A 15,794-nucleotide genomic window follows, 5' to 3' on the forward strand; every position below is an offset into this window, starting at 1 on the left:
AATTAGGAAACCAATCACTTATAAAACCTAGATTATGTTGTGCAACTTCGGCTTTTTCATACTATTCACATTATTTTCACTAATTTTATTGAAAGTTCCATGAACTTTCATGATTAATTTCATTCAATTTCATCTAATACCTACTGTAATATTTGTGAACAATATGCAACAAAAAAGCCTCCATCAAACCCGGAAGAGGGTATGGATGGAGGCAGAATCATTTCTTATTAGAAGCAAAGATTTAGTATTTCAACTCTGGATAAAGAGGGTATTGGTCAGTCAACTCAGCCACTTGACGGGCAGATTCTGCCAAGTTTGCCTCATCCTTCGGATTCTTTAGAACATTAGCAATGATACGTCCAATAGTGACCATCGCCTGCTCGTCCATACCACGAGATGTGACTGCAGGTGTACCAATACGAATACCGCTTGTTACGAAAGGACTTGTAGGATCAAATGGAATTGCGTTTTTATTCACAGTAATCCCGATGGAATCTAGTACTTTTTCCGCATCTTTTCCGGTAATGTTCAGATTACGGGTATCCAGCAGCATCAAGTGGTTATCTGTACCTCCAGATACAATGTTAACCCCTTCGCTGATCAACGTTTCTGCAAGAACATTAGCGTTCTTCACTACATTTTGAGCATAAGTCTTAAAGGATGGCTGCAATGCTTCACCAAATGCGACTGCTTTTGAAGCAATTACATGCATCAGAGGTCCACCTTGGGAACCAGGGAATACCGCTTTATCAATAGCAGCTGCCCATGGCTGTCTGCACATAATCATACCTCCGCGGGGACCGCGCAAAGTCTTATGCGTAGTAGTTGTAACGAAATGAGCATGAGGAACCGGGCTCGGATGAAGACCAGCAGCAACCAATCCTGCGATATGGGCCATATCTACCATAAATAGCGCACCCACATCATTGGCGATAGCGCCAAGTTTTTCGAAATCAATAATACGCGGATAGGCACTAGCACCAGCTACAATCATTTTTGGACGGTGTTTGAAGGCTGCTTTACGTACTTCATCATAATCAATTAGGAAAGTATCTTCTTGTACTCCATAAGCAACGAAGTTATAAAGCAATCCTGAAGCATTAACTGGGCTACCGTGTGTCAAATGACCGCCGTGAGCCAAATTCATTCCAAGAACAGTGTCGCCAGGCTTAAGCGCAGCCAGATAAACTGCCATATTTGCTTGAGCGCCGGAATGTGGTTGTACGTTGACATGATCTGCGCCAAACAATTCTTTTGCACGATCACGAGCAAGGTTCTCAACGATATCTACATCTTCACAGCCACCATAATAACGTTTGCCTGGATAACCTTCTGCATATTTGTTCGTAAGCACGGAGCCCATAGCTTCCATTACGGCTTCGCTAACGATATTCTCTGAGGCAATAAGCTCAATGTTGGCACGCTGACGTTTCAGTTCCAGTTCCATCGCTTCCAGTACTGCCGGGTCACTCTTACGCAATTGTTCCATGTTCTTATTTCCTCCCTAGTGTGTGTAGATATGTTGTATTTAAGTAGAAACGATTTGCCCGCCATAAAGAGACTTAGGTCTACGTTTCTGCAAAAAATATAAAAACTAAAGTTCGTTAATCACAAAACTGTGAACCACTTTGTTCTGGAGCACGATATACCGCACGTTCACCGCCAATTAGTGGGGGTCTGGTCCATGCCGCATTCACTCTGGCTGCACCAATGTATCGTAGAGTCGGACGGAAAGGAACGGCTACCCGCCGTAAATGCATTCCTATCAGTGTCTCGCCAATATCTAAACCAGCATGAGCTTCTATCGTTTCCGCCAAAACAGGATCTTTCATAGCGTGATAAGCAGCCGTAGCCATCGAACCTCCAGCACCTCGTATAGGTACAGCTGATACTTCCTTCAGACCAAGTGACTCTAGCAGAGAGCGTTCCATGACAAGTGCACGATTTAAATGCTCGCAGCACTGATACACCGGATGAAATCCTTTTTCCGCTGCTACTAAATGAACACCTTCAAGCAGTTGTTCTGCAACTTCAAGTGCACCACCAGTTCCAATCCGGACACCAGCAACTTCACTTGTGCTCACTCCGACGACAACAATTTTGCCTGACCCAAGGTTACCAGCCTCCGCCAACTCCCTTAACACAGTGACGGTGGCTTCAGTTAATGATAGCTCCACAACTTCGTCCATCACTCTACCTCCTCAAACTTCAAACAAGCTTATTTTAAACAAAAAAGAGCAGTCCGCAGGTAGCTGCGGATTTGCTCTTTTGCCCAGGCGACCGGCCGTTTATTCCGATGCTCCATCGTGGTTTGATCCACATTTGTCGCCAGTTACATCGGAACCGATTATTTGTAACTTCATCTTAAAGCAAAGTGAACTGAAAATCAACCATTTACAAATGGCGGAAGGTTTCCAGCTTATCCAGCAAACTGAATAGCGCAGTGCGAATCTCAGCAGCAGTTAGCTCATAGTCCTCACGCGTGCCACCAAATGGATCAGAAATATCGAAGCTCGGAATACGCTGGCGAATCTCAATCATCCGCTGCAGATCCGTTGCATTCGGTTCACCACCAAGAGCTAAGCTCAACTCCGCATCTGCGTAGAGGCTGTCCAATTCCTTGATATCTTCCGTCACCGCATCTTCATCATGCACGTATTCCTTCAATGTATAGGTTTTCGTTACAGCATCCGGAAAATACTGCAATAAATGCTGCTTATGCCCACCCGTCAAGGTCAGCACAAGGTCGGCCCAAGCGACAGCTTGACCTGTCAATTGTGACGACTCCATTGAATCATGAATTCCTTCTTCCTGCAGTATAGCCGCAGCATGTCTTGATATAGAAGTACCGGAAATGGCGGATACACCTGCAGACCGCACTTCCAGGTCGATTCCACGTTCCTTCGCGAGCTTTCGTAAAAGCCCCTCAGCCATAGGACTTCGGCATGTATTCCCGGTGCAGACGAATAAAATATGCAGCATGTTTTGCACCCCCATGAAATTAAATATTCTAATGCCGTTATTGTATCAAAAGATGAATAGCAAGCCAAACCCAAGAAGTATTGCACCGCCTAGCGCTTCTCCATAATCCCCGAGACCACGACTGACATGCCGTCCAATTAGCAACCCTAGAATCGACATTAGTCCCCCGCAAGCACCGAAGGCTAAGATGGTCAAAAGTACTCCATTCACAAACATCCCCAGTGATACACCCACGGAGAAAGAGTCAATACTGACACTGAGCGAAAGAAGAATCATCCCCCACAAGGTTCGATGATCCATAGCTCGTGAGCTTCCTGTATCCGGACGAAAGGAGTTGTACACCATATGCCCGCCCAAAAGAACTAGAAGACCTCCAGCAGCATAAGTCGTTACTTGACCTAACAGGTGTCCGACATAACTTCCTGTCAATAAACCCAGGAGAGGCATCAGCATATGAAAAACAGCAATGAGCAGACTCATTTGCAGAACATGCAGCAGACGAATACCTTTCATCCCGATCCCTACACCGAGCGAAAAAGCATCCATCCCTAATGCAACCGCCATTATAGTAATGGTAACAATCTGCCCCCATTCGGTATATACATCTCCTAAGCCCATGCTTAACCCCCCAAGTCCGAAATATCTTGTACAACAACGATATGCGGACAAGGGGGTATTCATGACTTCATATGGGAGTCATATACGAAAAAGCAATGCCGTGGTTATCCGGCGTCGATGACAGATCCGCCGGCGGCTTTCATAAGCCGGTTCATGATTGCAGCGCCGAGGCCGGTATACGGGCAAGCCTCGGCTAAGATGTAAGTCGCTCCCGCTTCATCGAAGCGCCGCAAGGCGGCATATAGGGAGCGAGCCCCTTCCTCCGGCGAGGATAACGAGCCGAGGGAAAGAACACAGGCGGCAGGGTCGGCGGGATAAAGGGCCTTATGCTCCTCAAAGATGAGCAAGCCCGTGACCTCGCCGTTTAGCTGCGCCGCCTGAAGTTGACTAGCGGCTTCGTCCGCCACGCGTTGCGGGGAAGAGCCGCGCACTACAGCAAGCCAGCCGCGCGGCGCGTAGTGCGTGTACTTCATGCCCGGCGCGCGCGGCGCAGAAATGCCGCCAGCAGCATCCGCACCATGCTGCTCAATAGATGCGGTAGCCCTTTCGAAAGGCTCACGATTGTTAACATTCAGGCAATCCGCTGAAGATTGCGCGGTAGTTGCTTTAGCTGTGATTGGCTCAGCAGTACTGAAATCAATAACAGAGTTTGTCGTCCCCGAATCAGCCAAGACAGTAGCGGTTGCGGTTGCGGCAGCAGTTGTCTCAGCATTACCGGACTCTGAGCTTACAGCTTCTGCTCCCACCACTGCAGCCAATTGCTCCGAAGTAATCCCGCCGGGGCGCAGCACAGCAACTTTTCCGTCAGGCTGTACCTGCACGACTGTTGACTCTAGTCCAACTCCAGCAGCACCACCATCAAGGACGCCATCAATGTATCCAGCCAAATCTTCCATCACATGCGAAGCTAATGTCGGGCTCGGGCGACCCGAACGATTAGCACTGGGCGCCGCAACCGGACAACCTGCGGCACTTATCAGCGCCAGAGCTACCGGATGATCCGGCATCCGCACACCAACCGTATCCAAACCCGCCGTCACACAAGGCGACAGTACACCTTCACGAACAGGAAGCACAACTGTCAGCGGACCAGGCCAATAAGCTGCCATCAGCGCGGCCGCCTTAGGATGCACCTCTGCAACAAGCTCGTCCAAAGCTACCGTATCCGCAATATGTACAATTAACGGATTGTCAGAGGGCCGTCCTTTTGCTGCAAAAACAGCCTCAACTGCCGACGTATTTCGGGCATCCGCTCCTAGCCCGTAGACGGTTTCGGTTGTAAAAGCCACGGTTCCGCCTTCGCGAAGCATTGTTGCTGCCTCCGCTATCGCCAGCTTGTCAGCTTCATTCGGCTGAATTACCTCAGAGTTCGTTCCCTCAACAGAATTCAACTTCCAGTATACAGTCTCATCTCTATTTCCACTCCGCCGCTGAACGGCGAATAAAGGATTATTGTGTTCATTCATTCTCATCACAGGCTTTCTAGAAGATATAATTTATCTTAGCAAAAAACGGCCCCAGTAGGGAGCCGTGATAGATCTGCTTATAAAATAGTAACATATCTAGGGTCTTACGACCATAATCCACTGATCCAGTTCCAAAGGTTTTGCAGCAGCTCCCAGACGAAGAACCGTACCTCTGGCTCAGCAGCAGTTTCTCCTGATGAAGCACTTCCTGCCGAGGAATCAGCCTGCACTGTTTTTGCAGCTGCTGATTTCACCTTAGCACTGTTATCCGCACCAGCAGCGGACACTGTTTTTGTACCTTTGTCAGCAGCAGGTGCTGCCGCATCTCCAGAGCCTGCGTCGATAAAGCAAAGCGGAGGAAACAGTACACACCACCAATTTTGTCCCTTGCCCGCACCAAGTGTGACCCGTACAGCTTCATACTCCCCAGCAGGATAGACGGTACCACCGTATAATTTGGTTGGAAAAGGGACTACGCCCAGCTCCACTTTATAGGAATATTCAATGCCCCGTTTCTCCAGCTCTGATCCAACCAACGCGTTAAGCTCCGGCAGATGATTTCTAATCAGAGCACGTGCCTGCTCCAAGCTCTGCGGATCCTCAAGAGCAGATACCCACTGGTTCATTTGCTCCACAATTTTATCGCGAATTTGCCGTTTCACCAGCTGATCTTGCGCTCCGTCAGAATTAGCTAGAATACGTAACCGGATAGATTCTTGGGGAATAGATACTTCAGCTACTGCAGCATCGGTTTTTTGACCTTCCCAAGCCATCATGAGGACCATAAAAAAACAAATTAAAATGGCAGTATACTTAAAAGTTACACGTAAGGAATCTCTTTTATCCATAAGATTATCGTTCATTTGTTGCAGCCCCTCTCCTCTTAACTCTCATGCTAGTAGTATGCCCGGAGATAAGAGACTGCAAACCTATGAATCTATTAAATTTATAACTTCAATGCCAGCTCCTTATGCAGCTGCAAATCTTCCTCTACATCCTGCCCATAAAGATGCACGCTCATCACGACCCCCATGCTGGCCATATTAATCAGAAGAGACGTGCCTCCATAACTGATAAACGGAAGTGTTATTCCTGTCAACGGCATCAGGCCGATAAAAGCTCCAACATTCTCAAGAATTTGATACAACAGCATAGCCGTAATTCCAATGATTAGAAATGGACCGCTACGCTCCTTACTCTCGAGAGCAATCAATATCATCCGATGCAGCAAAATAAAAAAGAGCAAGAGAAGCAGCGCAGATCCCACAAATCCAAACTCCTCGGCAATCTGCACGAATATCGCATCCGAATAGGTATATGGGACACGATTATTCTGCACAGAGCTGCCCTGCATATATCCCTCTCCACTCATTCCCCCGGAGGCTATAGCTAATTTGGCATTTTTCGTGTGATAGCTTGCCTTATCTGTCGCTAAATCAGGTACCAGCCAAGGGTCAAACCGCTCCACTAAATGATCCTTACCAATGCCTTCAAAAAAATTGACTGCCTCATCATGATAGTTTATGTAGCTCAAAATCCCAGCAAGGCCGATCCCACCCACTATAAGCAAACCGATGAGCGCATGCGACAGTTTGATATTCCCAATCCATAAAAGTCCAATTAATATTACGATGTAGCTAAGGGCATTCCCCAAATCATTTTGCATAATCACTATACCAAATGGAATGAACGTAAGAATGGTGAGAGGAACAATCCCTTTCCAGAAGGTTAAGGTAGACCCTTGTTTTCGAATTAAGATCGATGATAAAAAAAGAATCAATACCAATTTAAACAGCTCGGCAGGCTGAAACCTAAGTCCACCGATCTCAAGTCCCAATTGAGCACCGTTCTCTACTTTACCAATAAAACTAACCGACACTAACAAGACTAAGCCCAAGAGATAAATATAAAGTGCATGTTTAACAAATATCTTAAAGTCCACAAAAGCGAGCACAATAAAAACTACAAAACCTAAAATATAGTATTTAAGCATTTGTAAATGAAATCCATCCAATTTCATCGGAGGCGTTATTCTTCCATTGGTTACACTGTATATTGAAAAAATACTAATCACCATCAGCATAATCAGAACAGTAACGATTACCTTATCAATCCTTTTGAACTTTTGAAGCATCTGCAAGCCCCTTACTCTGTTAAGGTTTCAACTCTCCTCTCTCAGGGAAAGTCGTTCCTTTCTATTGTAGAACATTCGTGAATATAATTCCAAATTTATGTAGCCAATCTATAAAATATCTTTCTATTAAAATTACACTCTGACGTAATTTTATTCTATGATCCAAACCTATCGGACTCCGTAGACTTTATTTATGAATTTATTGCTCCACGGGAACTTTTGCGGACTCCAGAGTCGTTATTACTTGCCATTTTGCAGTAAATCCAGTCTTTTTGATCAAATAACGTCTTTGCGGTCCGATACTATCCAATAAGTAGTTAATATTCGAATATAAGGGCATCTGAGTCCGAGTCAGGATACAAATACGAATACGATACAAATACAAATACGAATATAAATACAAATACGAATACGAATACGAATTGCTTCCAGCTTGCTTACCTGAAACGGTCCGTATTACGTATTACACCAATCCGACGAAGCCGTCCTCCATCAAAAAGAACCGCCAGCACCCCTATTAAACAATAAGGACCTGACGGTTCTACTTTATTTCGTGGTTACACCTGTTTGGCAGCTGCATAAGGAGTAGGTTTAGGAAAATCCTCTTCCACTTCTTGCCCGTGCAGGCGCACACTCATTACCAGCCCGATGCTGGCCATGTTGATAAGCAGGGATGTACCCCCGAAGCTGATGAAAGGTAACGTAATACCAGTCAATGGCATCAAGCCGATAAATGCGCCGATATTCTCAAAAATCTGATACAACATCATCGCGACAACGCCGACAATCAGGAAAGGGCCAGCTCTATCCCTAGACTCCAGCGCAATCAGAATCATCCGGTGAATCAAAATAAAGTACAGCAGCAACACAAACGCAGAACCTACAAACCCAAACTCTTCAGCAATCTGCACAAAGATAGAATCTGAATACGTATATGGCACCCGATCCGTCTGAACGGAGCTGCCGTTCATGTAGCCTTCGCCGCTCATTCCACCTGATGCAATCGCCAGCTTGGCGTTTTTAGTATGATAAAGGGCTTTGGCTGTCGCCTTGTCTGGAACAAGCCAAGGATCAAAACGTTCAATCCAGTGAGATCGTCCAATATCCGTAAGAAAGGTTTTAATTTCATCATGATAATGGATATAACTCATAATTCCCGCAATCGCAGAACTAGCCACGATGACCAGCCCGATTAATGCATGCGTGTATTTAATATTGCCAATCCACAACAGACCCGCAAGAATCACAACGTAAGACAAGGCATTCCCAAGGTCATTTTGGGTAAGGACAATAAGGAACGGAAACAAGGTCAGAAGGCCGAGCGGCACAACATCCCGCCAGAACAGAAGCTTACTCTTATTCTTGCGGACAAGCATGGCTGCCAGAAAAAGAATTAATATCAGCTTGAACAGCTCTGCAGGCTGCAGACTCAGGCCCCCCGGCAGGGTCAACCAGCCTTGCGCATTATTTTTGGTCTCGCCCAAAAAGCTGACGAGCACCAGCATCCCTATCCCAAACAAATAAATATATATCGCATATTTCACTAATATTCTGTAATCCAAAAAGGTCATTCCAATAAAAGCTACAAAACCAATAGCATAATACATCATCATACGAATATGATGTCCGTCCAGCTTCTCTCTTCCATGAGTAACGCTATATATGGCGAAGATGCTGACCACCATGAGTAATAACAGAACGACTACAATAGCACCATCAATCTTTTTAATCTTCTGAAGCACGCTCTGCCTCCCTACTCTATATCCGGGCTTTCTTTATGATCCCCTAAGAAATCCTGCTAAATTCTATTGTAAAGGAAGTCGGATTGAAAATACAATTTCTCTACTCCGGACAAAATGAACCCTCTGCATAGCAGGCAATATTATCTCGTTATGCCTAGCACATGACGCGGGATTCCAGCCAGATCATTAATGGTGATAATCTCGGTCCAATGGCCCGCTGCCGCAAGGAGTGCAGCGACTTGCTCAGCTTGACCGAAGCCAAGCTCAAAGCCGATCAGGCGCGGCGGTGCCGGGAGCAGCGTCAGCTGCTCCATCATGCGGCGGTACGGGTCCAGCCCGTCCGCTCCGCCATCCAGCGCAGTGCGCGGCTCATGGTCGCGCACCTCACGCTGCAGCCCGGCGATATCCTCGCCGGGGATGTATGGCGGGTTGGAGACGAGAATATCCGTCTCCATCCCCGCGAACGGCTCGAGCAGATCGCCGAGCCGAAAATCCACAGCTGTGCCATTGCGCAAAGCGTTGCGCTCGGCCACAGCCAGAGCCGCCGGCGAAATATCGCCGGCGCAGACCCGCCACGCCGGCGCTTCCGCCGCCAACGTGACGGAGATCGCACCGCTGCCGACGCCGATATCGACGGCGGCCAGCGGTCTTGCGGCGCGCACGTCCCCCGCGCCGCCTCCGTTGCGGGCCGCAGCGCCGCCCGCGCTATCCAGCGCCGCTTCGCCCGGCGTTACAACGCCGTCCGGCCAAAGCTCCGCGCCGTAACGTAAAATCGCCTCGACAAGCAGCTCCGTCTCCGGCCGTGGAATAAGCACGTCAGGCGTCACCTCAAAAGGCCGCCCGTAGAATTCTTGCTCGCCGATGATATACTGCACCGGCTCACCAGCGCCCCGGCGGGTAACTCCCGCCTCAAATGCTTCCTTAACCGCAGCTGGAAAAGGATCTGCCAGCGCCATGTAATAAGCTGCGCCAGACACTCCAAGCACATGCTCCAGCAGTAATTGTGCACTGCGCTGCGGTTCATTGCAGCCGCTCCGGCTCAAAAAAGAAGAAGCCTCCGCAAAGGCTTCCCGGATGCTTTTGACTTCCGACATGACATATACGCCATCGTTCAAAGCATTATTCTCCATTATCCATATTATCCATCAAGTCAGCTTGTTCAGCGATTGAAAGAGCTGAGATAATTTCAGTGATTTCTCCGTTCATAACCTGCTCCAAACGGTGCAGTGTCAGGCCAATACGATGGTCTGTAACCCGGCTCTGTGGGAAGTTATACGTCCGAATGCGCTCACTACGGTCACCCGTACCTACTTTGCTCTTCCGTTCACCAGCATACTTCGCTTCTTCTTCCTGCCGTTTCATATCAGAGATACGGGCACGAAGCACTTGCAGCGCTTTTTCTTTATTGGAGTTCTGTGACTTACCGTCCTGACAGGTAGCAACGATGCCAGTAGGTACATGGGTTACACGTACTGCAGACTTGGTCGTATTTACAGACTGTCCGCCTGCACCACTTGAACAGAAGGTATCCACACGAATATCTTTATCATGGATCTCGATCTCAAAAGCCTCAGCTTCCGGCATCACAGACACCGTAGAAGTAGAGGTATGAATACGACCTCCGGATTCGGTCGCTGGGATACGTTGTACGCGATGCGCACCACTTTCGTATTTCAGCTTACTGTATGCACCACGGCCGTTAATAAGGAAGATTACCTCTTTGAATCCACCAAGATCACTCGCGTTAACATCCATTAACTCAACGCGCCATCCTTGTGCATCAGCATAACGAGTGTACATCCGGTAAAGGTCTGAAGCGAACAATGCTGCTTCATCTCCACCCGCTGCACCACGAATTTCAACGATTACGTTCTTATCATCATTCGGGTCTTTAGGCAGCAGCAATACGCGGATTCTCTCTTCCAGCTCCACTTGACGTTTGGAAAGGTCATCAATTTCCATCTTGACCATTTCTTTCATCTCATCATCAAGCTTTTCGCCTTGCATCTGCTTAGCAGCTTCAAGCTCTTCCATTACACTCTTATATTCAGTATACGCCTCAAATGCGGGCTGTAGGTCTGATTGTTCTTTGGAATAGTCCCTCAGTTTCTTACTGTCGTTTGCAACATCCGGATCACAAAGCAGTTCACTGAGCTTCTCATAGCGGTCCGCCAGGGATTGCAATCGGTCCAACAAGGGAATTCACCTCTCCTGATTCAATTTCAAATTCGCAAATATAACATCAAATTTGTACTGTCATAAAAATAGATATACGACTTTATATTATACCAAAGATATTGTGAAATGGCTACAGTTCCGTACGCACAATACCTTAATAAAAAGCTTATATTTTTAAAAAGGATCATCCCAGCAATAGAAACTCCCACTGCTCGAGATGACCCCTTTATCATTCGTACATTTAAAACTTCTTAAACGTTAAAACGGAAATGCATTACGTCGCCGTCTTGCACCAAATATTCTTTACCTTCAAGACGTAGTTGACCACGTTCCTTCGCACCGTTCATGGAACCAGCTGCCACAAGATCCGCGTAAGCCACTACTTCAGCACGGATAAATCCGCGTTCGAAATCTGTATGAATCACACCGGCAGCTCCAGGTGCCTTGGTGCCGCGGCGAATCGTCCACGCCCGAACTTCCTGAACGCCTGCTGTGAAATACGTATACAAGCCAAGCAGTTTATAAGCCGCTTTAATCAACCGGTTAAGGCCGGATTCTTCCAGTCCCAGCTCTTCCAGGAACATAGCTTTATCTTCGCCTTCAAGCTCAGCAATTTCTGCTTCCACCTTAGCACTGATCGGAACCACTTCTGCACCTTCAGTAGCTGCGAAATCACGAACTTGCTGTACATAAGGATTGTCCTCAGCACTTGCCACTTCATCTTCACTTACATTCGCCGCATACAGCACTGGCTTCAATGTTAACAGATGAAGATCGCGGATAATAAGCTTCTCGTCATCAGACAATTCTATACTGCGTGCAGGTTTATCTTCGTAGAGCACTTCTTTGACGCGTTCTAGCAGTTCAACTTCTTGAGCGTATTTCTTGTCGCCGCCTTTGATATTCTTACGGGAACGCTCAATCCGCTTCTCAATGCTCTCAATATCAGCAAGAATCAGCTCCAGATTAATGGTCTGGATGTCGCTGATCGGATTTACTTTTCCATCAACGTGGGTAACGTTCTCATCTTCAAAACAACGAACCACATGCACGATAGCATCTACTTCACGGATATGGGCCAGGAACTTGTTGCCTAGTCCTTCTCCTTTACTCGCACCACGCACGAGACCAGCAATATCAACAAATTCAAAAGCAGTAGGTACGGTCTTGTTCGGCTGTACCAGCTCAGTCAGTTTATCAAGACGTTCATCTGGAACTTCAACAACACCAACGTTAGGGTCAATGGTACAAAAAGGGTAGTTAGCGGATTCTGCTCCCGCTTGCGTTATCGCATTAAACAATGTGGATTTTCCTACGTTAGGAAGTCCGACGATTCCAGCTTTCAAAGCCATTTATATGACAACTCCTATTTTCAGCTAAATTGATCATCCGAATAAGCTATACGATCTAAACCATTATATATTAGAACATATTCGCCAGCAACACCGGATGTCAAGCAGATGTGTCCGAACGCGCAAGCTCTAATACCTTTTTTATCGCCGGCTGGTCCAGTAATGGCTTAGATTTATCTGGATCAACCTCCACATCAGGCACAGTCTTTACCTCTTCATTACAACTTCCATCAGAATTCAGACCCATTTCAAAGGAAAACCTGAATACATAACCGCTATTTGGCAATGCAACAACAAGCGGATCTATCCCTAGTCCATCCCCACCTGTCCTGCCGCCTACAACCGTTGCAAACCCGGTGCCTTTTGCAAAGGCTGCAAGACCTTCCGCTGATGAATACACAGAGCTATCAACCAGCAAATAGATTTTCCCTTCAAATCCAACAGATTTATTAGGAGTTACTACATCATTTATTTTTCTATATGTCTTGAACATCTTTAAAGCCTCAGATGGCAGATTAGGCAGTTGCTCATCTTTGATGCCGGAAATAGGTTGTTGCCCGGCTGTGATCTGACGTGCCTGCATAAAAGTCTCCGCATATTTGCCTCTTGTATAAAGGAAGTATGTATTATATTCGATAGGTTTATTAATCAACAGAGGAACAATATGAATTCTCCAATAATTACTGTTTCCTCCCCCATTTCCGCGGATATCTAATATTAATGTCTTATAGTCCTTTACCTCTATTAAAAAATCATGGATCTCGGAGCTGTCCATCTCCATGAGACTCCCGTCAAAGCTTTGCATACCGAGATAAGCGATTCGATCGGGCTCTATAATGACTTTTTTTACATTCCCAGAAGTCTTTTTTGTTACATCTCCTACTCCATCTCCACCATTATGCATATCGTTATTGATATCATTAGAGTTTTGCTGCTCCGTTAAAGGTTTCTGGTTGTAACGGGCCAATACGTTAGGCTGTTGAACCACGTCGATCCAAGGTTCATAACCAAAACCTGCCTGAACATAGGTATGTAGGTACCAAGGATATTCCTCCTTGGATATAAAATTCGTATGCCCATTGTTTAATCTGCTAAGGACAAATCTCATTCGTCTCAAAAACTCATCATCCGATTTCACGGCTGCTATTTTATTGCGGTATTCCTCTTTTTTAGCAAGCCAATCCTCTCCATTGAGACGTTTATTCACCTCTAGGAAAGGATAGTTCTCCTCAATAATCTTCCACATATAATCAAAATCCTCTAGCCTTTTTTCCACTGTCAATGAAGGCAACGTTACTTTCGATTGTTCTTCAACTACAGCTGGAGAGGCTAGCGGTGCAACCGGACTTGCCTGGACTTGCTCAGACTCAGATTTCTTCTTTCCTGGTAAATCGCCACTGTTGCAGCTAACCAGTAATAGTAATACTACTGCGGAAACAACCACCCACGATACAGTCCTTGGCCTCACCTTAATCCCCCCTTTTCTCTCTTTATGACTCAATCTATTTTCAGGAATTTATTTTTAATCATATTTTCCTAATCATCCTAAATCAAATATATTTATCACAATTATTTACATAATAATTCAGTACAAAAACAAAAAAAGACCTCTTTCGAGGTCCTCACACTTATGGACTATAGATCTTTAGACATCGTGATGTCAGTTACGATATACCCCATTTTTTTGTATAGCTCAAATGCGCGATTGTTCTGGCCGAAGACGTGCAACCCGATTTTGGTAACATTCATCTCCCGGGCTTCTTCATCGAGTGCGATCATAGCCTGCTTGCCATAACCCTTACTCTGGAACGGTTCAAAAACATAAAAATCATAAATGAAAGCCTCGCGGCCACCACGGCCTTCACTTACGTTAAACCAGATATAACCCACCTGTTCATCACTGCTTATTTCTACTATAGAATATAGATAAGCACCATCTGTGTGCAGCCCTTTTGGCAAAGAGCGCGTTATAGCTTCCTCAGACAGCTTCATCGCGATCTCTGGATCCCAAGCACCGGCGCTGATCTTATCTTCCGCATAATCCCGGGTAGCTTGACCTAAGAAAAATTGAAAGGCCGACTCATCCATATGGATCAGTTTAATCATAATCTTACTCACTTCCTCGCTTCAATATTTACCATCCTATTTACGTATTAAACGGGAAGTTCCACGTAAAGTTGCTAAATCTGGAGCGCCAATACCAAACATTGCTATTTTTAGCTCCAGTTCTACCTGTGCTAATGCAGCATCCAGCGCCTCTTCAGAATCGACAGCCGGCCCTAACAGATTGCGGCCAAAGCCTGCCAGATCAGCTCCAAGTGCCAATGCTTTCGCTGCATCCACGCCATGTTTCAGTCCGCCGCTGCCAATCAAAGCGCCCTGCGGAGAAACTGCGCGCACCTCTGTGATACAATCAGCTGTTGGAGTGCCCCAATCTGCGAAAGCCTCCGCCGCTGCCCGCCGTATAGGATCTACACTGCGGAACTTCTCCACCTGACTCCAAGATGTCCCGCCTGCACCCGCAACATCAATAAAAGCCGCTCCTGCATCATAAAGACGTGCAGCTGCATCTCCATCAATGCCCCAGCCTACTTCTTTCACACCTACAGGGACCTCAAGTGCCCGGCATACCTTCTCTATCTGCGATAGCAAAGAGGCAAAACCAGTGTTCCCTTCCGGTTGAAAGACCTCTTGCAGGCCATTCAGATGCAGTACAAGAAAATCAGCACCTGCGATGTCCACAGCCCGGCGACATTCCTCAATCCCAAAACCATAGGACAGCTGTACAGCACCAATATTGGCGATAACCGGAATATCAGGCGCTTGATCCCGCACATAAAAGGTTGCCGTAAGCTCAGAACGCTCCACTGCCGCCCGAACCGAACCTACACCCAGCGCCCAACCACGACGCTGCGCAGCTGCGGCTAACCGGGCATTAATCGCTCCTGTAGCTGCACTGCCACCTGTCATCGAGCTGATGAGCAGCGGTGTACGCAGCTTACGATCCAAAAACGTAGTCTGCAATGATATATCGTCGAAATTCAGCTCTGGCAGAGCATTATGCTGAAATCTGTAATGTTCAAACCCTGTAGTCACACCGACGCCACCTACTTCTTCATTTAGGCAAAGCCGTACATGTTCAATTTTGCGTTCGCCTGTCTTCGATGTAGGCAATAAAGATCTTTTGTCAGAAGCCTCTGCAGCCGGTAGGTCCTTGCCATGATCTGCGCCAGACTGCCTAGTCGCATCATATGGCACGGCCTCTTCTGGCGTATGATTCATGCTGCGTTCCTCCTATTTCCAAACTCGATTTATTATAACA

The 15,794-nt window shown here is 46.7% G+C and carries 14 protein-coding genes and 1 riboswitch; all 14 genes read right to left on the bottom strand.

Going from position 1 to position 15,794, the window contains the following annotated elements:
* Positions 1-241 precede the first annotated feature (241 nt).
* A complete protein-coding gene (gene glyA / locus MHI25_RS29065; RefSeq protein ID WP_038573642.1) occupies positions 242-1,489 on the bottom strand; it encodes a serine hydroxymethyltransferase in 1,248 nt (415 codons plus the stop codon).
* Positions 1,490-1,604: 115 nt separating this feature from the next.
* Complete coding sequence (locus MHI25_RS29070) at positions 1,605-2,189, bottom strand: TIGR01440 family protein (protein ID WP_076192358.1); 585 nt, start codon at positions 2,187-2,189, stop codon at positions 1,605-1,607.
* A 74-nt stretch (positions 2,190-2,263) separates the two neighbouring features.
* A riboswitch (ZMP/ZTP riboswitch) is annotated at positions 2,264-2,346 on the bottom strand.
* 48 nt (positions 2,347-2,394) lie between these two features.
* Positions 2,395-2,982: a low molecular weight protein arginine phosphatase gene (locus MHI25_RS29075; protein ID WP_036681588.1), complete on the bottom strand. Its 588-nt coding sequence runs from the start codon at positions 2,980-2,982 to the stop codon at positions 2,395-2,397.
* Positions 2,983-3,027: 45 nt separating this feature from the next.
* Complete coding sequence (locus MHI25_RS29080) at positions 3,028-3,600, bottom strand: manganese efflux pump MntP family protein (RefSeq protein WP_038573646.1); 573 nt, start codon at positions 3,598-3,600, stop codon at positions 3,028-3,030.
* Between the two features lie 104 nt (positions 3,601-3,704).
* Complete coding sequence (locus MHI25_RS29085) at positions 3,705-5,066, bottom strand: L-threonylcarbamoyladenylate synthase (RefSeq protein ID WP_076303646.1); 1,362 nt, start codon at positions 5,064-5,066, stop codon at positions 3,705-3,707.
* Between the two features lie 104 nt (positions 5,067-5,170).
* Positions 5,171-5,929 (bottom strand): stage II sporulation protein R, encoded by a 759-nt coding sequence (gene spoIIR, locus MHI25_RS29090; protein WP_340394701.1) that lies wholly within the window; start codon positions 5,927-5,929, stop codon positions 5,171-5,173.
* Between the two features lie 83 nt (positions 5,930-6,012).
* Entirely contained in the window at positions 6,013-7,200 is a 1,188-nt protein-coding gene (locus MHI25_RS29095) for an FtsW/RodA/SpoVE family cell cycle protein (protein WP_340394702.1), read from the bottom strand.
* Positions 7,201-7,757: 557 nt separating this feature from the next.
* Positions 7,758-8,942 carry an FtsW/RodA/SpoVE family cell cycle protein gene (locus tag MHI25_RS29100; RefSeq protein ID WP_076123938.1) on the bottom strand — a complete coding sequence of 395 codons (1,185 nt, stop codon included), beginning with the start codon at positions 8,940-8,942 and terminating at the stop codon, positions 7,758-7,760.
* Between the two features lie 140 nt (positions 8,943-9,082).
* Positions 9,083-10,036, bottom strand: a complete 954-nt coding sequence (prmC, locus tag MHI25_RS29105; RefSeq protein ID WP_340395716.1) for a peptide chain release factor N(5)-glutamine methyltransferase — start codon at positions 10,034-10,036, stop codon at positions 9,083-9,085.
* Positions 10,037-10,061: 25 nt separating this feature from the next.
* Positions 10,062-11,138, bottom strand: coding sequence for a peptide chain release factor 1 (gene prfA / locus MHI25_RS29110; protein WP_036681601.1), 1,077 nt, complete (start codon positions 11,136-11,138; stop codon positions 10,062-10,064).
* 233 nt (positions 11,139-11,371) lie between these two features.
* Positions 11,372-12,472: a redox-regulated ATPase YchF gene (gene ychF / locus MHI25_RS29115; protein WP_036681604.1), complete on the bottom strand. Its 1,101-nt coding sequence runs from the start codon at positions 12,470-12,472 to the stop codon at positions 11,372-11,374.
* Between the two features lie 100 nt (positions 12,473-12,572).
* Positions 12,573-13,940, bottom strand: a complete 1,368-nt coding sequence (locus MHI25_RS29120) for a S41 family peptidase (protein WP_139329814.1) — start codon at positions 13,938-13,940, stop codon at positions 12,573-12,575.
* A gap of 167 nt (positions 13,941-14,107) precedes the next feature.
* Positions 14,108-14,578: a GNAT family N-acetyltransferase gene (locus tag MHI25_RS29125; RefSeq protein WP_232061473.1), complete on the bottom strand. Its 471-nt coding sequence runs from the start codon at positions 14,576-14,578 to the stop codon at positions 14,108-14,110.
* 36 nt (positions 14,579-14,614) lie between these two features.
* Positions 14,615-15,754, bottom strand: coding sequence for a type 2 isopentenyl-diphosphate Delta-isomerase (gene fni, locus MHI25_RS29130; RefSeq protein ID WP_081391782.1), 1,140 nt, complete (start codon positions 15,752-15,754; stop codon positions 14,615-14,617).
* Positions 15,755-15,794: the final 40 nt, after the last annotated feature.

The organism is Paenibacillus sp. FSL E2-0177 (assembly GCF_037992975.1).
Lineage (GTDB): Bacteria > Bacillota > Bacilli > Paenibacillales > Paenibacillaceae > Paenibacillus_AQ > Paenibacillus_AQ odorifer.

Bases quoted from the DNA above. Each gene is read 5' to 3' on its own strand.
- glyA (WP_038573642.1), bottom strand. From the start codon at position 1,489: ATGGAACAATTGCGTAAGAGTGACCCGGCAGTACTGGAAGCGATGGAA.
- MHI25_RS29070 (WP_076192358.1), bottom strand. From the start codon at position 2,189: ATGGACGAAGTTGTGGAGCTATCATTAACTGAAGCCACCGTCACTGTG.
- MHI25_RS29075 (WP_036681588.1), bottom strand. From the start codon at position 2,982: ATGCTGCATATTTTATTCGTCTGCACCGGGAATACATGCCGAAGTCCT.
- MHI25_RS29080 (WP_038573646.1), bottom strand. From the start codon at position 3,600: ATGGGCTTAGGAGATGTATATACCGAATGGGGGCAGATTGTTACCATT.
- MHI25_RS29085 (WP_076303646.1), bottom strand. From the start codon at position 5,066: ATGAATGAACACAATAATCCTTTATTCGCCGTTCAGCGGCGGAGTGGA.
- spoIIR (WP_340394701.1), bottom strand. From the start codon at position 5,929: ATGAACGATAATCTTATGGATAAAAGAGATTCCTTACGTGTAACTTTT.
- MHI25_RS29095 (WP_340394702.1), bottom strand. From the start codon at position 7,200: ATGCTTCAAAAGTTCAAAAGGATTGATAAGGTAATCGTTACTGTTCTG.
- prmC (WP_340395716.1), bottom strand. From the start codon at position 10,036: ATGTCGGAAGTCAAAAGCATCCGGGAAGCCTTTGCGGAGGCTTCTTCT.
- ychF (WP_036681604.1), bottom strand. From the start codon at position 12,472: ATGGCTTTGAAAGCTGGAATCGTCGGACTTCCTAACGTAGGAAAATCC.
- MHI25_RS29125 (WP_232061473.1), bottom strand. From the start codon at position 14,578: ATGATTAAACTGATCCATATGGATGAGTCGGCCTTTCAATTTTTCTTA.
- fni (WP_081391782.1), bottom strand. From the start codon at position 15,754: ATGAATCATACGCCAGAAGAGGCCGTGCCATATGATGCGACTAGGCAG.